Origin of the sequence: Pseudomonas sp. M47T1, assembly GCF_000263855.1 — a bacterium.
Classification (GTDB): Bacteria; Pseudomonadota; Gammaproteobacteria; order Pseudomonadales; family Pseudomonadaceae; genus Aquipseudomonas.
In genome coordinates this window covers 54,394-73,728 of sequence record NZ_AJWX01000018.1, presented here as the reverse complement: position 1 = coordinate 73,728, position 19,335 = coordinate 54,394, and the positions used below count along the sequence as shown (strand labels likewise).

Here is a 19,335-nt window from a genome sequence, read left to right as displayed (position 1 = left end):
ACCTTTGATTGCAGGAAAAAATTCTTAGGCGGTTCAAGCACTTGTCGGTGGGGTGGATTGCGGGGATGGCAGGGAGCGCTTATAGTCCGAGCTTCGCTGCAAAATCAGCGAACGGGTGTGGAAGCCCGCTTTGGAACGAACAGTGCTGTGATTGCCTGCTGCCACGCATTTGCGTGCGCACGCGTGCGTTATGGTGGCTGCGTGCGGGACGCCCTCGGGCGTGCCGGGTCGTTCCTATGCCGGTCTTCCACCCCTCACGCAGCTGCCACCCTACATGTGGAAGTGGAAGGTGGTGGCCTTGAAACCTAATAGGGACATCATCATGACCATCGAACGCTTCGATCCGATACCGACTTCGCTTTGCCCTTCCCCCATCGTCCATCTCGACACCAACGCCCCGCTTTCCGACATCTTCAATTTCGCCGACCAACGTCTCAACCTTGCCCGTCACGTTTTGGCCAGCCTCGAAGGCGCCGATGAATGTGATTACCGCTATCTCGCCCGCGCCGCCCAGGTGTTGCTGGAAGATGGCTGCGGGGTAATGGGGGCGATCGAGCGACGCGTGGTGGATGGGGATGGGCCACAGCGGCGGTTGCCGGGGCGCCCTGATTTGACGGTGGTGTGATCGGGTAACCGCTGCCGCAGGCTGCACCGGACCTGTGCCTGGCTGGGGATCTTCAGCGTAGGCCGGGGCCAGCGCATCCTAGCGGCAGCGGGTTGCGCGGTGTTGGCTTCCCGAGCTGGCGCCCGCTCCACTCGTGCCTGCTGTCTCTACTGAAAATTTTTTTGAGGGTTTTCTTGAAATCCGGTCAGCCATCCTTATCTGTTTAGTACGCGATGCCGAAGTCGGGTCGCGTATCAAACCTTGCTGATTGTTCAGGAGATTGACCATGACCGCTGCATTTTCCCTCGCCCCACTGTTCCGCCATTCCGTGGGTTTCGATCGTTTCAACGATCTGTTCGAGTCGGCGTTGCGCAATGAACCGGGTAGCAGCTACCCGCCCTACAACGTCGAAAAACATGGCGATGATCAATACCGCATCGTGGTTGCCGCGGCCGGTTTCCAGGAGTCGGACCTTGAGCTGCAGGTGGAGAAAGGCGTGCTCACCGTCAGTGGCGGCAAGCGCGAGGGCCATGGTGAAGCCGTGACCTATCTGCACCAGGGCATCGCTCAACGGGCGTTCAAGCTGTCGTTCCGGCTGGCAGACCATATTGAGGTGAAGGCGGCCGGGCTGGCCAACGGGCTGCTCAATATTGACCTGCTGCGCGTGGTGCCGGAAGAGGCCAAGGCCAAGCGTATCCCGATCAATGGGCTGGCGCAGGGCTCGCTGCAATAAGCACGATGCCGTGAGAAGGGGCGCCCTGGTGGCGCCCTTTTTGTTGCGCGTCTGACGCAGCCTTCGGCAGCTGCGACAGGCACCGCTATTTATCCTGACACCACCCACCGCGAAGTATCTGAACCACCACGGCGTCCTCTTCGCGGGCAGAGCCCGCTCCCACATGAAGACAGCGGCCACAGGCTCTTCCTGCCAGCTCCCACATGAAGACAGCGGCCACAGGCTCTTCCTGCCAGCTCCCACATGAAGACAGCGGCTACAGGCTCTTCTTGCCAGCTCCCACATGAAGACAGCGGCTACAGGCTCTTCCTGCCAGCTCCCACATGAAGACAGCGGCTACAGGCTCTTCTTGCAGCGCCCACAAAGACCGTTACGGCTACACCTGCAGCACTTCATCCGCCCTGCCCCCGGCCCCCTGGATGACCAGGTGGATGAAGTGCAGTTTGGCGATCACGGCCTGCGGCAGCACGAACGGATAGAAATCAGGCTGCCCCATGCTGTGGGACAGTTCATTGAGCATGCCCGCCAGTTCGATCCAGTTGTTGACGAACGCCAGGAACGCCGGACCGCTGCTGTGCTGCGGGTCGTAGAGGGTGTCCAAGGGGAAGGGCTGATAATCCAGGTCCATATCGCGGGCACTCATGCCGAAGCCCAGGGCGGTGTCCACGGCGTCCATCATGTGCAGGTAGTGGGCCCAGGTTTCGGCCCAGTCTTCCCACGGGTGCATGGTGGCGTAGGCGCTGACGTAGCGCTGCTGCCAGTCCAGCGGTGCGCCTTGGTCGTAGTGGCGCTGGAGGGCGTCGGCGTAGCTTTGGGTTTCGTCGCCAAACAGGTGGCGGAATTCACCCAGCCAGTGGCTGTCGGCCACCAGGCGATCCCAGTAGTAATGCCCCACTTCGTGGCGGAAGTGGCCGAGCAAGGTGCGGTAGGGTTCGCGCATCATTACCCGTACTTTTTCCCGATGGGCGTCGTCGGCTTCCTTGATGTCCAGGGTGATCAGGCCATTGGCGTGGCCGGTCATGGGGGCGTTGCCTTCAAGGTCGATGCCGATGAAGTCGAAGGCCAGGCCCGTGTCGTCGCCCACTACCTTGGGTACCACCGGCAAGCCCAGATTGATCAGTTGCGAGACCATGCGCCGCTTGGCGGTCTCTACCTTGCGCCAGCGCTCGGGGTTTTCCGGCACGGAGAGGTCGGGGATGGTGCGGTTCAGCGCACAGGAAACGCAGAAGGTGTCTGGGCTGCCAGCCGGCACCAGCCAGTTGCAGGCGGCCGGGGTGTCGAGGTTGGCGCAGCGGCGGAACTGGCCGGCGTCAACGTCGGCGTCCAGTTGCCAGGTGCCCTCCTGGGGCCCGGCCTGCAGCGACGACAACAGGTTCAGCGGCGGCCAGAAGCCCAGCGCCGCCGAGCAGGCCAGGCACTGGCTGTTGCGAAAGAACACGGACTGCCCGCACTGACATTGCCATACCTTGCTGTGACGGCTCTCCTGCCCCTTGAAAGGTGCGGCAATGCGGGTGCTCAACTGCTCGAAAAGGCGATACATGCACGTACTCCAGGGATGACGGGGGCAGCGTAGACGTTAAAGCGGTGTACTGCTGACCACTCGCAACGCCAGGCCTTCGTACGGGTCGAGGGTGATGGTGAAGTCGCCCGTTTCAGTGAGGTCGCCTTCCACCCGTTCATTGATGATGTCCACCACCGGCCCCGGCGCTATGCCCGGCAGGTGCAGGGTTTCCACCAGGCTGTCGGCGCTGAAGTTGAGCGCGGTGATCTGCGTGCCCTTCCCCGCTGGCAGTTCATGCACCAGCACCAGCAGCCCTGGGTGTTGCACGTCCGGGATGAGAATCTGGCGGCTGGCAGCAATATCGTAGGCGCGGCGCACGGCCAGAATCTTTTTCAGCTGCGTGGCGAACGAGTCTGGCTGCAACAACTGGCTGCTCAGGCTGCCGTATAGGGTTTTAGGGCGCGGCATGCCGCCGGCGGAAAATTCGGCCTGCGGGTCCAGGTCCACCAGGTCGTAGGCGCCACGGTGTATCCAGCGGGTGTCGCCATCCTGCATCAGATGCGCCACCTGCTCGGCGGGCAACGGCAAGGCACCCACCAGGTCCCAGCCCGACAGCGCGAACACGCCGGGTTGCATGGCGTTATACATGACCAGCAACAGGTGGATGTGCTGGATGGTGCGCACATCCTCTTCAGTAATGGTGCCCAGGTCGCGAATGCCCAAGGCGGCGGTGATGATACTGGCGGTGGTGCACGACACGCCGTTGGTCACGAACTTCAGGTTATAGGGCGCATGCTCGCCGGCCAGGCGCTCGTACATCTCCTCGCGGATGTGCTCGCGCAGAATGTTGCCCGGGAAGGTCTGGCCCTGGTACAGGTAGGTGTCGTGGGCGTGCAGGGTCCAGAAATGCACCAGTTCCAGGGTCAGCTCGTCATGATTCTGCAGGGCGTGAATCAGCGACGCCGGATCGATGCCGAAGTGGTGGACCTGGCGCAGCATCAGGCGCAGGAATTCGGTGTTACCGGTCAGCAGCGCGTGCTGGTAGGCCGGGCGGGTGATGAAGTCGTAGGACAGGTCGGCGCCACCCTTGGACATGGCGGCAATGTCGTCGATGGTCAGGTTCAGTTCCTGGAAACTGAAGCCGCCGGCCTTGCGGATGGTGCCCGCCAGCAGTTGGTTGCCGTTGACCGACAACGGGTGGCTCTCCGACCAGGCGTTGCCTTCGGCGCGACGCTCCACGCCAAGGAAGCCGTTGGCGTCCAGGCGCAGGATGCGCGCGCCCATCACGTCGATGGAGTGCAGGGCGTCGCCGATGATCATCTGCTGGGCGGCGAAGGTGGGGTCCAGCCAGTTCAGCGACGGCTGGCCTTCCTTGAAGTAGTGCAGGTACACCCAGCGCCGCGCCTTGCCGTCCACACCGACGATCACCGGGGTGACGCTCCAGTCGGTTTCCTTCACGCCCGGTTCGAAGAAGATCACCCGCTGCAACTGGCCGACGATGTAGTGCTTGGCCTTGAGCAGGTCGACGGTTTCCGGCGGCAGGTTGCGCGCGTCGCGCCCCTCCTCTACCTCGGGCAGCAGCGGCCAGTCTTCCTCCTTGATTTCGACCATGTGGTACAGGCCGGGGTAGTCGGCATGGGCGCGCTCGGCCAGGCGGAAGTCGGCGCCCTTGCCGGTGTGCGAGGGGATGGCGTCGTCGATGACGATGGCGTTGTGGGCGGCGGCGATGCGGCTCAGGCCGAGCATTTCGGTTTCGGTGCCCAGGGCCGGGTCGATGTCGAAGCTCATGCGGTCGAAGTTGCCGTCGACGCTGGGGGTGCGTTCGCGGCCGCGCAGGCCACCGGAGAGTTTCAACGGGCCGTTGTGGATGCCCTGGATACCGATTTCCGACAGCGCGTGCCACAGGGTTTCATCGCCCAGGGCTTGCAGCACTGAGCCGCCGTCACGGGTGATGATGGCAGCCGGGTAGGCAGTGAACCACACCGAGGCGATGGCCGAGGCGTCCCGCGGGCGGGCTTCGGCGAACGGCCGTTGCCACAGCCTGGCCTGGCCGGCATAGGTGATGGCGCGTTGCTTGGCGGCGTGGAGCATGGACTGGTCCACGAGCCATTGAATGGTGTCCTTGTCCGGCTTTGACATGCGGCCCCCTGGCGTTTTGGCATTTCCTTATGAGTGCGCCGGGCGGCCATCGTTCAGGCCTATGGAATCGGCGTCGCCTGTAACGCGGCTTGCGCCGCTGCTACAGAATCGCGCGGGCCTGCCGCCCAGCTAGACGCTGATGCCGTGACCTTCAAGGAATGAGACGAAGGCGTCTTCGTCCAGCACCTTGATGTTCAGCTCGTTGGCCTTGGCCAGCTTGGAGCCAGCACCGGGGCCGGCGACCACGCAGTGGGTCTTGGCCGACACCGAGCCGGCCACCTTGGCGCCCAGGTTTTCCAGCTTTTCCTTGCCCACGTCGCGGCTCATGCGTTCCAGGCTGCCGGTGAGCACCCAGGTCTGGCCGGTCAGGGGCAGGCCTTCGATGACTTTCTTTTCGCTGGCCCAGTGCATGCCGAATTCTGTGAGCTGCTTTTCAACGGCGCGTGATCGCTCGACGTTTTCAGACTGACTGAAGAACTCCCTCACGTTATTCGCCGCCTTGTCAGGAAGGGTCTGCTTCATGTCCAGCCAGTCGGCATTGATCAACCCTTCGAGCGTGCCAAAACGAGCAGCCAGCTTGTCAGCCCCAACCTTGCCTAGCGCGAAGATATTCAGTCTGAAGATGAAATCACTAAAGGAGACCGCGCCAGAAAACTCTGCATGCACCTCTGCAGACTGGTCCAAATCCACACCCTCTGGACTGGCCAAACGCTTGATCACAGACTGGTTGTGCTCATCTTCAAAGAAATCGTGAATTTCATAGGCGACTTCAAGGCCGATGTCAGGCAGGTAGACCAGCACATCAGGTAAAGCCCTGGCAATCCTTTCAAGGTTTCCCAGCGACCTCGCCAACACCTTGGCGGTTTCCTCTCCTACGTCCGGAATGCCCAGCGCGAAGATAAAACGCGCCATGGGAGGCCGCTTACTGGCTGCAATGGAAGCAATGAGGTTTTTGCTCGACAGTTCCGCGAACCCCTCAAGCTCGGACAGTTGTTCTTCTTTCAGGCGATAAAGGTCTGCGGGGGAAGATACCAACCCCTGATCAACCAACTGCTCGACGATTTTCTCACCTAAACCGTCGATATCCATTGCCCGACGCGAGACGAAATGAGTAATGGCTTGTTTCAGTTGAGCGCCGCAGGCAAGGCGACCGGTACAGCGGTAAACAGAGCCATCCGTGATGATGACCTGCTGCTTCGTACGCTTTACCAGTTTCGTCGGCTCAACGGGAGAGCCACATACAGGACAAGCAGTGGGAATCTCGATGGATTTAGCCCCGTCCGGCCGCCTCTCTTCCACTACCTGCATCACTTGGGGAATAACATCGCCTGCACGACGAATCACTACCGTGTCGCCGATTTTTACGCCAAGGCGCGCAATCTCGCCCATATTGTGCAGCGTAGCATTCGCCACCATGACGCCGGCCACCTTCACCGGCTTCAGGCGCGCCACCGGGGTGACGGCGCCGGTACGGCCCACCTGGAATTCAACATCCAACAGCTCGGTCAGCTCTTCCATGGCCGGGAATTTGTGCGCGATGGCCCAACGCGGTTCGCGGGCGCGGAAGCCCAGCTCGCGTTGGCTGGCCAGGCTGTTGACCTTGAACACCACGCCGTCGATTTCGTAGGTGAGCGCATTGCGGCGCTCGCCGATGTCGCGGTAGTAGTCCAGGCATTCGTCGATGCCTTTGGCCAGCTTCAGCTCACGGCTGATGGGCATGCCCCAGGTCTTGAGCCTTTCCAGGTTGCCGATGTGGGTGTCGGCGATGTTTTCCGAAACCTGGCCCAGGCCGTAGCAGCAGAATTCCAGCGGGCGGCTGGCGGTAATTTTCGAGTCCAGCTGGCGCAGGCTGCCGGCCGCGGCGTTGCGCGGGTTGGCAAAGGTCTTGCCGCCCACCTGCATCTGCGCCTCGTTGAGGCGCTCGAAACCGGCCTTGGACATGAACACTTCGCCGCGCACCTCAAGGGTGGCCGGCCAGCCTTCGCCCTGCAGCTTGAGCGGCACGTTGCGGATGGTGCGCACATTGACGCTGATGTCTTCACCGGTGGTGCCGTCGCCACGGGTAGCACCGCGCACCAGCAGGCCATCCTGATACAGCAGGCTCACGGCCAGGCCGTCGAGCTTGGGTTCGCAGCTGTACTCCACGGCCGCGCCGCCGCCAAACAAGTCACCCACCGGCAGGTCCAGACCCTCGGTGACACGGCGGTCGAACTCGCGCATGTCGGTTTCTTCAAAGGCGTTGCCCAGGCTGAGCATGGGCACCTCGTGGCGCACCTGGCTGAACGCGGTCAGCGCGGCATTGCCCACACGCTGGGTGGGCGAGTCGGCTGTCACCAGCTCAGGGTGCTCGGCTTCCAGGGCCTTGAGCTCACGGAACAGGCGGTCATATTCGGCATCCGGAATGCTCGGCTCGTCGAGCACGTGGTAGCGGTAGTTGTGCAGGTCCAGTTCGGCGCGCAGTTCGAGGATCCGGGTGTTGGCGGCGGTCATGTGCTGTGTTCTCGTATAAAGCAAAAGAGCAGCCGGGGCTGCTCTTCAGGTGTTCGGCGATGGTTTTGGGGTGGCTGCTTCGCGGGCAGAGCCCGCTCCCACAAAATCAACAGCATGCATACTGGTGCCTTTGTGGGAGCGGGCTCTGCCCGCGAACGGCGCACCACCGATTTCAACGCTTCTGCGTCAACGCCCGACGTTCAAATTCGACAATACGCTGGCGGTAGTGTTCGATGGTCTGGGCGGTCAGCACGCTGCGCTGGTCATCCTTCAATTCGCCATCCAGTTCGTGGGCCAGCTTGCGGGCGGCGGCGACCATGACGTCGAAAGCCTGCTTGGGGTGGCGCGGGCCTGGCAGGCCGAGGAAGAAGCTCACGGCGCGGGTGCTGAAGTGGTCGATGTCGTCCAGGTCGAAGATGCCCGGCTTCACGGCGTTGGCCATGGAGAACAGCACTTCGCCGTTGCCGGCCATGCTTTCGTGGCGATGGAAAATGTCCATCTCACCGAAGCGCAGGCCGCTTTCCAGGATGTTCTGCAACAGGGCCGGGCCCTTGAAGCCGCCTTCGGAACGGGAAATCACGCTGATCACCAGCACCTCTTCGGCTTGCGGCACGTCACGCACCTCGGCCGGCGCGGTACCGGCCGCAGTGAAGGCAGGGGCCTTGTCGTCCGGGAAATCCTCATCGCGGTCGCGAGCGCTGAACAGGCTTGGCTGCTCAGGCTCCAGCGCCAGGTCGCCCTGGGTGGATTCGGCCACGGCACGCTCGCGCTCACGTTCGCGTTCCTGTTTCTTGTTGCGCTTGGCCACCGGCTCGCGCGCAGGGGCGCTCATGGACGGCAGGTCATGCTCGTCCAGCGACGGCTCCTTCTGGTCTTCCAGCACCCGCGACGGGCCCAGCACTTCAGCGCTGTGCTCTTCGTCCGGCAGGTTGGAGAAACTGCGGTCGAGCCTGAATTTCAATTTGCCCTTGCCGCCGCGCATGCGGCGCCAGCCATCGAAGAGAATACCGGCGATCACAATAACGCCGATGACGATCAGCCACTCGCGCAGACCGATTTCCATTTAATCCTGTGCCTCTATGAAAAATGCTGAAAAATAAAGGGCTTGAACCCTCTTTAAAACGTGGCGCCAACTCTATGTTCTGACAGGCGTTTTCCCCACGCGTACGAAAATATGTCCAATAAACTAGCACGACCAAAGATAACTTTACACCGTCTGTCGCAGCAGATACGCCAATTAAGTGCAAGCGGTCCAAATTCGCTTGTGCTTCAGGCGTCAACCATCGCCATTGCCTCCTCCACGTCCACCGCCACCAGGCGCGAGCAACCGGGCTCATGCATGGTCACGCCTATCAATTGATCGGCCATTTCCATGGCAATCTTGTTGTGGGTGATGTAGATAAATTGCACCGTCTGGGACATTTCCTTCACCAACCGGGCATAGCGTCCTACGTTAGCGTCATCCAGCGGCGCGTCAACTTCGTCGAGCATGCAGAACGGCGCCGGGTTCAGTTGAAAGATGGAAAAAACCAGGGCCAGGGCCGTCAGGGCTTTCTCTCCACCGGAGAGCAAATGAATGGTGCTGTTCTTCTTGCCCGGGGGGCGCGCCATGATTGTCACCCCTGTATCGAGTAGATCTTCGCCCGTCAGTTCCAAATAGGCGCTGCCGCCACCGAAAACTTTTGGGAACAGGGCCTGCAAACCACCGTTTATCTGATCAAAGGTATCTTTGAAGCGGTTGCGGGTTTCCTTGTCGATCTTGCGAATCACGTTCTCCAGGGTGTCCAGGGCTTCGACCAGGTCGTCGTTTTGCGCATCCAGGTAGCGTTTGCGCTCGGACTGCTGCTGATACTCGTCGATGGCCGCCAGGTTGATGGCGCCCAGGCGTTGGATGCGGCCGTTGATGCGCTCCAACTCTTCCTCGGCCTCCTTCTCGTTAGCCAGGGCGTCGAGGGTGGCGATAACGCCTTGCAGGTCGTAGCCATCCTCGTGCAGTTGTTCCTGCAGGGCCGTGCGCTTAACGCTCAGGCCCTGCCATTCCATACGGTGCTGCTCCAACTGGCCGCGAATCAGCTGCGATTGCTGTTCAGCCTGGCTGCGGCGCTTTTCGGCGTCGCGCAGTTCGGCGTCGGCGTCTTCCAGGGCGGCCTTGGCCTGGCGCATCTCTTCGTCCACCGCCATGCGCCGTTCCAGCAGCTCTTCGAGTTTGAGGCGCAGTTCTTCCAGCGGTGCCTCGCCCTCCTCCAGGTTCAGCGACAGCTGCTCGCGTTTTTCGCTCAGGCGCTCGGCCTGCATTTCCAGGCGCTCCAGCGCCTGGCGGGTGGAATCGTGCTGGGCGCGCAGCGAGCCCAGGCGCACCGCTAATTGATGGGCATGGTCTTTGTGCTGGCGGGCGTCCTGGCGCACCTGGTCGAGGCGCTCGCGCAGGCTGTCGCGCTGGGCCATCAACCGTTCGCGCTGTTCGGTGTCCTGGGCCATGGCGTCCAGGGCGTCCTGCAATTGCAGGCGCGACACACCCAGCTCTTCGCTTTCCTGGGTGCGTTGCTCGGCCAGCTCGGCAAGCTCCTCGTCCAGACGGCGACGGCGCAACGCCAGTTGCTCGGCCTTGGCCCGGCCGGCGGACAGTTGCGCCTTGAGTTCGCCCTGCTGGCGGGCTTCGTCGGCCAGCTGCCGGCGTACCTGTTCGCGGGACTCTTCCTGCATGACCTGTTGTTCGCGCAAGTGTTGCAGGCGCTCTTCCAGCATGGCCAGGGCGGCTTCGCGCTCGTCGCGTTCAAGGCCCAGGTTTTCCAGCTCCTGACCACGGGCCAGAACACTGCCCTGGGCGTCGCTGGCACGGCTGACGCGCAGGAAATGCCGGCCTACCCAGTAGCCGTCGCGGCTGATCAGGCTTTGGCCCGGCTGCAACTGCGCACGGCCAGCCAACGCGGCCTCAAGGGTTTCCACCGGCCGCACCTGGCCCAACCAGGGACTCAGGTCGACACGGCTGTCGACCTTGTCCAGCAGGCTGCCGGCCAGGCTCGGGCTGGCGCCAGCGGCGCTAAGCAGGCGCAGGTCACCCTGTTCGAAATCGTCCAGGGCCAGGCCATCGAAATCGTCGACCAGCACCGCTTGCAGGTCGGCGCCCAGCACCGTTTCCACGGCCAGTTCCCAGCCGGGTTGCACGCGCATGCCTTCGGCCAAGCGCGGGCGCTGGTCCAGGTGCTGGTCGCGCAGCCATTGGGCGGTGCCGGTGCCGGGGTCCAGCGCCGCCTGTTGCAAGGCTTCCAGGGACGCCAGGCGGCCATTTAGGCGCTGCAGCTCGCCCTGGGCCTGCTGTTGTTCGCGGGTGGCCTGCAGCAACTGTTCGCGCACCTGATCCAGGCGCTCGACCTGCTGCATTTCACTGTCCTGCAGTTCCTCGATCAGCAGGTCGCTGGCGGCCAACTGCTCGCCCAGCTCGAGGATGGCCGCATCTTCCGGGTCGGCGGCCAGTTGCGCGCGCTCTTCGCTCAGGCGGCGCTGGCGCTCGCCCAGGCGTTCCATGGACTGGTCCAGTTGCTGGATGCGCGACTGCTGCACCTCGGCCAGGCGGCGCGGCTCGGCGGAGCGGGTGTTGAACGCATCCCACTGTTCCTGCCAGCCATGCATGGTGCTTTCAGATTCTTCCAGGGCGGCGGCGGCCTCTTCGGCGGCGGCGCTGGTCATTTCTTGCTCGGGGGCGAGCATCTCCAGCTCTTCGCCCAGGGTGGCCAGCAAGGTGCGGTCGTGGCCCAGATGCGATTCGGTTTCCTGGCGCGAACGCTCGGCTTCCCTCAGGTCGTCCTGCAACTGGCGCAGGCGTTGCTGGCCGTGCTGGATGTTCTGCTCGACCCGGGCAATGTCGCCGCCCACCGAATAAAAGCGCCCCTGCACCAGGTTGAAGCGCTCTGACAGGTCGTGATGACCATCGCGCAGGCGCTCGATGGCCGCGTCGGCATTGCGCTGCTCGGCCACCAGGGCCTCGAAGCTGACTTCCTGGGTGCCTATCACCGCCTCACGCTGGGCCACCTGTTCGTTCAGAGCCTGCCAGCGCAGGGCCGACAGCTGCGCCTTGAGCTGGCGCTCCTCGGCCTTGTACTCCTGATATTTCTCGGCGGCCTGGGCCTGGCGGTGCAGGCGCTCAAGCTGGCGCTCCAGTTCTTCGCGCAGGTCGGTCAGGCGCTCCAGGTTCTCGTGGGTACGGCGGATGCGGTTCTCGGTCTCGCGGCGGCGCTCCTTGTACTTGGAGATGCCCGCGGCTTCCTCGATGAAGTTGCGCAGATCCTCCGGCTTGGCCTCGATCAGCTTGCTGATCATGCCCTGCTCGATGATGGAATAGCTGCGCGGGCCCAGGCCGGTGCCCAGGAAAATGTCGGTGATGTCCTTGCGCCGGCACTTGGTGCCGTTCAGGTAATAGGTGTTCTGGCTCTCGCGAGTCACCTTGCGGCGAATGGAAATTTCCGCGTAGGCGGCGTATTCGCCCACCAGGGTGCCGTCACTGTTGTCGAACACCAGTTCGATGCTGGCCTGGCTTACCGGCTTGCGGCTGGTGGAGCCGTTGAAGATGACGTCGGTCATCGACTCGCCGCGCAGGTTCTTCGCCGAACTCTCGCCCATCACCCAGCGCACGGCGTCGATAATGTTGGACTTGCCGCAGCCGTTGGGGCCGACCACGGCCGCCATGTTGCTGGGGAAATTCACCGTGGTGGGGTCGACGAAGGACTTGAACCCCGCCAGCTTGATGCATTTCAAGCGCATGGTCAGTCAGCCGCCAGGGCGGCCAGCACCAATTGGCAACTGCGCTGGGTGTAGTCGCCCAGCACACTGCGGATGCGCGGCAGGTCGCGGGCCACCACGGCTTCGAGCAGGTTGTCGAACAACGCCAGGTATTCGTTCATGGTGAGCTTGCGCTGGTCCAGCGCCAGGTAATAGGTGCGGTTCATCGCCGGCTGCAGGTTCTCGACGGTTTCCTGCAGGTACGGGTTGTCGGCGAACGGGTAGGTACCGCGCATCACGTTGAAGCTGTCTTCGACGAAGGCTTTGACGTCCTGGCGGGCCAGGCTGGCGGCCAGGCGCTCGCGGATGACCAGGAACGGCGCCAGGTCGGCCTGCACGTTCCAGCGCTGGGCCACGGCCGTGCCCAGCAGGATGTACATTTCGCTCATGAGCGCGCACAGGCTCTGCACCTTATGGGCGCTGAGTTCGGTCACGTGTGCACCACGACGCGGCAGGATGGCGATGAGGTGCCGCCGCTCCAGAATCAGCAGCGCTTCGCGCACCGACCCGCGGCTGACATTGAGGGCCGCCGTGACCTTCTGTTCCTGAATGCGCTCACCGGGGGCCAGTTCGCCCTGGATGATGCGTTCGGCCAGATAATCGGCGATTTGCTCGGAGAGGCTGTCCGGCGCCTTGAACGTCATGGTTGTCCTTCAAACTCTTCATACGTGGCAAGCCGCGGAGTGTAGCGCACTTGCCCCCCACAATCGCAGAGGGGGACATGGCCTTTTGGCATGGAATAAGCAAATTAATTGCCCAGGCGCCATGCCCACCGCTGTAGCCGCTGCCGACAGGCCGCGCTGGCCGGTGTGGACCCTAATGAATTCCAGCGAGGTGCAGGGCCATCGCCGCCTGGCGGCAGCGGCTGCGGGCTGCATGCTTCTGATCGGATTAAATCCTGACTTTTGAGTCAGAAAAGTGTTGACCGCAAAGTCAAAACTGCTAAATTCAAAGCATCGTCGGTCAACAACAATAAATGCGTCAGTGAGGTTTCCGTGATCCAGTTTCTACTCAACAGGGAATTGCGCAGTGAGCACGCCCTGGACCCCAACCTGACCGTGCTCGAGTACCTGCGCGAGCACCTCAAGAAACCCGGCACCAAGGAGGGCTGCGCCAGCGGCGACTGCGGCGCCTGCACCGTGGTGGTGGCGGAACTGGAGGGCGACGTCCTGCGCTATCGCAGCCTTAACTCGTGCCTCACGTTCGTCTCGTCGCTGCACGGCAAGCAGCTGATCAGCGTCGAAGACCTCAAGCACAAAGGCCAATTGCACAGCGTGCAGCAGGCCATGGTCGACTGCCATGGCTCGCAGTGCGGTTTCTGCACGCCCGGCTTCGTCATGTCGCTGTTCGCCCTGCAAAAGAACAGCGACCAGCCCGACACCCACAAGGCCCACGAAGCCCTGGCCGGCAACCTGTGCCGCTGCACCGGCTACCGACCTATTCTGGCCGCCGCCGAACAGGCCTGCTGCCAGCAGGCGCCGGACCAGTTTGATGCCGCCGAGGCCGACACCATCGCCCGCCTCAAGGCCATCGCGCCCACTGAAACCGGCGAGCTCAACAGCGGCGACAAACGCTGCCTGGTGCCGCTGACCGTGGCCGACCTGGCCGACCTTTATGGCTCGCACCCCGAAGCCCGGCTGCTGGCCGGTGGCACCGACCTGGCCCTGGAAGTGACCCAGTTCCACCGCACCCTGCCGGTGATGATCTACGTAGGCAACGTGGCCGAGATGAAGCGCATCGAGCACTTCGACGACCGCCTGGAAATCGGCGCGGCCACGCCCCTCACCGACTGCTACGAGGCCCTGAGCGCCGAGTACCCGGACTTTGGCGAGCTGCTGCACCGTTTCGCCTCCCTGCAAATCCGCAACCAGGGCACCCTGGGCGGCAACATCGGCAACGCCTCGCCCATTGGCGACAGCCCGCCCCTGCTGATTGCCCTGGGCGCCCAGGTAGTGCTGCGCAAGGGCAACGACACCCGCACCCTGGCGCTGGATGACTATTTCATCGACTACCGCATCACCGCCCGCCAGGAAAGCGAGTTCATCGAGAAGATCATCGTGCCCCGCGCCCGGAAAGGTCACAGCTTCCGCGCCTACAAGGTGTCCAAGCGCCTGGACGACGACATTTCCGCCGTGTGCGCAGCCTTCAACCTGCACTTGGAAGACGGCGTGGTCACTGACGTGCGCGCAGCCTTCGGCGGCATGGCCGCCATCCCCAAGCGTGCCCGCGCCTGTGAAGCGGCGCTGCTGGGCAAGGCGTTCAACCACGCCAACCTGGAAGCCGCCGTCGCCGCCCTGGCCGAGGATTTCACGCCCCTGTCGGACTTCCGCGCCAGCAAGGAATACCGCCTGCTGACCGCCCAGAACCTGCTGCGCAAATACTTCATCGAACAGCACTCCCCCTACATCGAAACCCGGGTGACCGCTTATGTCTAACCATCACGGTGCACCACTGAGCCAGGCCGAACTGGCCGAACGCTTCGCCCAGGGCCTGACCACCGGCGTGGGCCGCAGCGTCAAGCACGACAGCGCCGGCAAGCACGTGTCAGGCGAAGCCCAATACATTGATGACCGCCTGGAATTCCCCAACCAGTTGCACGTGTACGCACGGCTGTCTGACCGCGCCCACGCCCGGGTCATAAAAATCGACACCGCGCCGTGCTACGCCTTCCCCGGCGTGCGCATCGCCATCACCCACGAAGACATCCCGGGCCTGAAGGACATCGGTCCGTTGCTGCCCGGTGACCCGCTGCTGGCCATCGACCTGGTGGAATTCGTTGGCCAGCCCGTGGTGGCCGTGGCCGCCCGCGACCTGGAAACCGCACGCAAGGCGGCCATGGCCGCAATTATCGAATACGAAGACCTGGAACCGGTGCTCGACGTGGTGGAGGCCTTGCGCAAACAACATTACGTGCTCGACAGCCACACCCATAAGCGCGGCGACTCGGACACCGCCCTGGCCAGCGCCCCGCATCGCCTGCAAGGCACCCTGCACATCGGCGGCCAGGAACACTTCTACCTGGAAACCCAGATCTCCTCGGTAATGCCCACCGAAGACGGCGGCATGATCGTCTACTGCTCCACCCAGAACCCCACTGAGGTGCAGAAGCTGGTGGCCGAGGTGCTGGACGTATCCATGAACAAAATCGTGGTGGACATGCGCCGCATGGGTGGCGGCTTCGGCGGCAAGGAAACCCAGGCGGCCAGCCCGGCATGCCTGTGCGCAGTCATCGCCCACCTCACCGGCCAGCCCACCAAGATGCGCCTGCCGCGGGTCGAGGACATGTCCATGACCGGCAAGCGCCACCCCTTCTACGTTGAATACGACGTGGGCTTCGAGGACAGCGGCCGCCTGCACGGCATCAACATGGACCTGGCCGGCAACTGCGGTTACTCGCCGGACCTGTCGGCGTCCATCGTCGACCGCGCCATGTTCCATGCCGACAATTCGTACTACCTGGGCGACGCCACCATCAACGGCCACCGGTGCAAGACCAACACGGCGTCCAACACCGCCTACCGCGGCTTTGGCGGCCCGCAGGGCATGGTTGCCATCGAAGAAGTGATGGACCACATCGCCCGCCACCTGGGCCTGGACCCGCTGGCCGTGCGCAAGGCCAACTACTATGGCAAGACCGAGCGCAACGTCACCCACTACTACCAGACCGTGGAACACAACCTGCTGGAAGAGATGACCGCCGACCTTGAAGCCAGCAGCGAATACCAGGAGCGCCGCGAATCGATCCGCCGCTTCAACGCCCACAGCCCGATACTGAAAAAGGGCCTGGCGCTGACCCCGGTGAAGTTCGGCATCTCGTTTACCGCCAGCTTCCTCAACCAGGCCGGCGCGCTGATTCACATCTACACCGACGGCAGCATTCACCTGAACCACGGCGGCACCGAGATGGGCCAGGGCCTGAACACCAAAGTGGCCCAGGTGGTGGCCGAGGTGTTCCAGGTGGACATCAGCCGCATCCAGATCACCGCCACCAACACCGACAAGGTGCCCAACACCTCGCCCACCGCCGCCTCCAGTGGCGCCGACCTGAACGGCAAGGCTGCGCAGAACGCCGCCGAAATCATCAAGCAGCGGCTGGTGGAGTTCGCCGCGCGCAAGTACGGCGTCAGTGAAGAAGACGTGGAATTTCGCAATGGCCATGTGCGCGTGCGCGAGCAGGTGATGCCCTTCCCCGACCTGATCGTGCAGGCGTGGATGGGCCAGGTGTCGCTGTCCAGCACCGGTTACTACAAGACTCCGAAGATTTTCTACGACCGCAGCCAGGCCCGTGGCCGGCCGTTCTACTACTTCGCGTTTGGCGCGGCCTGCGCCGAGGTGGTGGTGGACACCTTGACCGGCGAATACAAGATGCTGCGCACCGACATCCTGCATGACGTGGGCGCCTCGCTGAACCCGGCCATCGACATTGGCCAGGTGGAAGGCGGCTACATTCAGGGCATGGGCTGGCTGACCACCGAAGAACTGGTGTGGAACGCCAAGGGCAAGCTTATGACCAACGGCCCGGCCAGCTACAAGATCCCGGCGGTGGCCGACATGCCGGCCGACCTGCGGGTGAAGCTGGTGGAAAACCGCAAGAACCCCGAAGACACGGTGTTCCATTCCAAGGCCGTGGGCGAGCCGCCGTTCATGCTGGGCATTGCCCCGTGGTGCGCCATCAAGGACGCCGTGGCCAGCCTGGCCGACTACAAGGTGCAGCCCAACATCGACGCCCCGGCCACGCCAGAGCGGGTGTTGTGGGGGTGCGAGCAGATGCGCAAGGCCCAGGAATCGGCGCCCACCCCTTCGCGGGCAGAGCCCGCTCCCACGGAGATATAGGCGGTGCATTCGATTGTGGAAGCGGGCTCTGCCCGCGAAGAGGCCAAGACGGTCGCAGGAGATTTTCAGCCATGAACAACTGGATCAGCGCCCTCGCCGACCTGCAGCAACAAGGTGAACCCTGCGTCCTGGTGACCATCATCGAGGAAAAGGGCTCCACGCCACGCAACGCCGGCTCCAAGATGGTGGTCAGCGCCACCCAGCTGTACGACACCATCGGTGGCGGCCACCTGGAATACAAGGCCATGCACATTGCCCGCCAGATGCTCGCCAGCGGCAGCCAGGCCACCCACCTGGAGCGCTTCAGCCTGGGCGCCAGCCTGGGCCAGTGCTGCGGCGGCGTCACCGTGCTGCTGTTCGAACCCATGGGCCGCGTGCAGGCGCGTATCGCCGTGTTCGGCGCCGGCCACGTGGGCCGCGCCCTGGTGCCGCTGCTGGCCGCCCTGCCCTGCCGGGTCACCTGGATCGACTCGCGCGAGCAGGAATTCCCCGCGCAACTACCCGAAGGCGTGCGCAAGGTGGTCAACGAAGAGCCGGTGGACGAAGTCGACAACCTGCCCGTGGGCAGTTACTGCATTGTCATGACCCACAACCACCAACTGGACCTGGAGCTGACCGCGGCCATCCTGAAACGCAACGACTTTACCTGGTTCGGCCTGATCGGCTCGAACACCAAGCGGGTCAAATTCGAGCATCGCCTGCGCGATCGCGGCTTCGACCCGCAGGTGGTGCAACGCATGAGGTGCCCTATGGGCCTGGCCGACGTCAAAGGCAAACTGCCGATTGAAATCGCCGTGTCGGTCGCTGCCGAAATCATCGCCACTTACAATGCCAACTTCGGCCAGGCCACGGCCACCGCCGAACCCATCGCCCAACTGCTGCCGCACTCGCGACGCAGCCAAGCCTGAGAATCCAGAACCATGAGCCTGACCCGCAAAGCCTATCGCGCCGCCATCCTGCACAGCATCGGCGACCCTGCCGAAGTGGGTGTCGACGCCTCCTACGAATACTTCGCCGACGGCCTGCTGGTGGTGGAAAACGGCGTCATCAGCGCCGTGGGCCACGCCCAAGCGCTGCTGCCTGCGCTGCCGGCGGACGTGGCGATCGAGCATTACCCCGACGCGCTGATCACCCCGGGCTTTATCGACACCCACATCCACCTGCCGCAGACCGGCATGATCGCCTCCTATGGCGAGCAGTTGCTGGACTGGCTGAACACCTATACCTTTCCGTTCGAGAGCCAGTTTTCCAACAAGGCCCATGCCGACGAAGTGGCCGACATTTTCGTCAAGGAACTGCTGCGCAACGGCACCACCACGGCGCTGGTGTTCGGCAGCGTGCACCCAGAGTCGGTGAATGCGTTCTTCGAGGTGGCCGAAAAGCTGGACCTGCGCATGATCGCCGGCAAGGTGATGATGGACCGCAACGCCCCGGACTACCTGGTGGACACCGCCCAAAGCAGCTACACCGACAGCAAGGCGCTGATCGAACGCTGGCACGGCAAGGGCCGCCTGCACTACGCAGTAACCCCGCGTTTCGCGCCCACCAGCACCCCCGAGCAATTGACCGTGGCCGGCCAGTTGCTCAAGGAATACCCCAACGTTTACATGCAGACCCACATCAGCGAAAACCTGAAGGAGATCGAGTGGGTCAAGGCGCTGTTCCCCGAGCGCAGCGGCTACCTGGACGTGTACGACCACTACCAGCTGCTGGGCGAACGCTCGGTGTTTGCCCATGGCGTGCACCTGTGCGACGACGAATGCGCGCGCCTGGCCGAAACCGGCTCGGCCATTGCCTTCTGCCCCACCTCCAACCTGTTCCTGGGCAGCGGCCTGTTCAACCTGCCGATGGCCGAGAAGCACAAGCTCAACGTGGGCCTGGGTACGGACGTGGGTGGCGGCACCAGCTTCTCACTGCTCAATACGCTGAACGAGGCCTACAAAGTGATGCAGATGCAGGGCGCACGGCTGAGCCCGTTCAAGTCACTGTACCTGGCCACCTTGGGGGGCGCGCGGGCGCTGCGCCTGGAAGACAAGGTGGGGAACCTGAAGCCGGGCAGCGATGCCGACTTCCTGGTGCTGGACTACAATGCCACGCCGCTACTGGCGTACCGCATCAAGCAGTCCAAGAGCATTGAAGAGACGTTGTTCGTGCTGACCACACTGGGCGATGACCGCACGGTGCTGCAGACCTATGCGGCGGGTAACAAGGTGCATCAAAGATAAACCCCTGGTGCGCCCGCTGTGAAGTTGAACGCTG

The 19,335-nt window shown here is 63.2% G+C and carries 11 protein-coding genes and 2 pseudogenes; 6 read left to right on the top strand and 7 right to left on the bottom strand.

Annotation, left to right across the window (positions count from 1 at the left end; all coding sequences use genetic code 11):
• The first annotated feature begins 322 nt into the window (after positions 1–322).
• Positions 323–625: a hypothetical protein gene (locus PMM47T1_RS18705; RefSeq protein WP_157213047.1), complete on the top strand. Its 303-nt coding sequence runs from the start codon at positions 323–325 to the stop codon at positions 623–625.
• A gap of 265 nt (positions 626–890) precedes the next feature.
• A complete protein-coding gene (locus tag PMM47T1_RS18700; protein ID WP_008371733.1) occupies positions 891–1,337 on the top strand; it encodes an Hsp20 family protein in 447 nt (148 codons plus the stop codon).
• A 376-nt stretch (positions 1,338–1,713) separates the two neighbouring features.
• On the opposite strand, the gene PMM47T1_RS18695 is transcribed toward PMM47T1_RS18700, so the two are convergent.
• The 7 genes and pseudogenes from PMM47T1_RS18695 to PMM47T1_RS18670 all read right to left on the bottom strand — a co-directional run bounded on the left by PMM47T1_RS18695 (position 1,714) and on the right by PMM47T1_RS18670 (position 12,887).
• Complete coding sequence (locus PMM47T1_RS18695) at positions 1,714–2,877, bottom strand: zinc-binding metallopeptidase family protein (RefSeq protein WP_008371731.1); 1,164 nt, start codon at positions 2,875–2,877, stop codon at positions 1,714–1,716.
• Between the two features lie 36 nt (positions 2,878–2,913).
• A complete protein-coding gene (treS, locus tag PMM47T1_RS18690; protein WP_008371729.1) occupies positions 2,914–4,977 on the bottom strand; it encodes a maltose alpha-D-glucosyltransferase in 2,064 nt (687 codons plus the stop codon).
• 129 nt (positions 4,978–5,106) lie between these two features.
• Positions 5,107–5,670 (bottom strand): annotated as a pseudogene (locus tag PMM47T1_RS30945) (BRCT domain-containing protein); the annotation flags it as partial.
• Between the two features lie 11 nt (positions 5,671–5,681).
• Positions 5,682–7,467 (bottom strand): annotated as a pseudogene (gene ligA / locus PMM47T1_RS18685) (NAD-dependent DNA ligase LigA); the annotation flags it as partial.
• 172 nt (positions 7,468–7,639) lie between these two features.
• Positions 7,640–8,530 (bottom strand): cell division protein ZipA, encoded by an 891-nt coding sequence (gene zipA / locus PMM47T1_RS18680; RefSeq protein WP_008371725.1) that lies wholly within the window; start codon positions 8,528–8,530, stop codon positions 7,640–7,642.
• A 206-nt stretch (positions 8,531–8,736) separates the two neighbouring features.
• Positions 8,737–12,225, bottom strand: a complete 3,489-nt coding sequence (gene smc, locus PMM47T1_RS18675; RefSeq protein ID WP_008371724.1) for a chromosome segregation protein SMC — start codon at positions 12,223–12,225, stop codon at positions 8,737–8,739.
• A gap of 2 nt (positions 12,226–12,227) precedes the next feature.
• Positions 12,228–12,887, bottom strand: coding sequence for a GntR family transcriptional regulator (locus tag PMM47T1_RS18670; protein WP_008371723.1), 660 nt, complete (start codon positions 12,885–12,887; stop codon positions 12,228–12,230).
• Between the two features lie 351 nt (positions 12,888–13,238).
• Here PMM47T1_RS18670 and xdhA point away from each other — a divergent pair, with 351 nt between their 5' ends.
• The 4 genes from xdhA (at position 13,239) to guaD (ending at position 19,301) form a co-directional block, all read left to right on the top strand.
• Positions 13,239–14,678 carry a xanthine dehydrogenase small subunit gene (gene xdhA, locus PMM47T1_RS18665; protein WP_008371722.1) on the top strand — a complete coding sequence of 480 codons (1,440 nt, stop codon included), beginning with the start codon at positions 13,239–13,241 and terminating at the stop codon, positions 14,676–14,678.
• Complete coding sequence (gene xdhB / locus PMM47T1_RS18660) at positions 14,671–17,076, top strand: xanthine dehydrogenase molybdopterin binding subunit (RefSeq protein ID WP_008371721.1); 2,406 nt, start codon at positions 14,671–14,673, stop codon at positions 17,074–17,076. The genes xdhA and xdhB overlap by 8 nt, the downstream gene beginning before the upstream one ends.
• A 71-nt stretch (positions 17,077–17,147) precedes the next feature.
• A complete protein-coding gene (gene xdhC, locus PMM47T1_RS18655) occupies positions 17,148–17,984 on the top strand; it encodes a xanthine dehydrogenase accessory protein XdhC (protein ID WP_008371720.1) in 837 nt (278 codons plus the stop codon).
• Positions 17,985–17,996: 12 nt separating this feature from the next.
• Positions 17,997–19,301, top strand: coding sequence for a guanine deaminase (gene guaD / locus PMM47T1_RS18650; protein ID WP_008371719.1), 1,305 nt, complete (start codon positions 17,997–17,999; stop codon positions 19,299–19,301).
• Positions 19,302–19,335 lie beyond the last annotated feature (34 nt).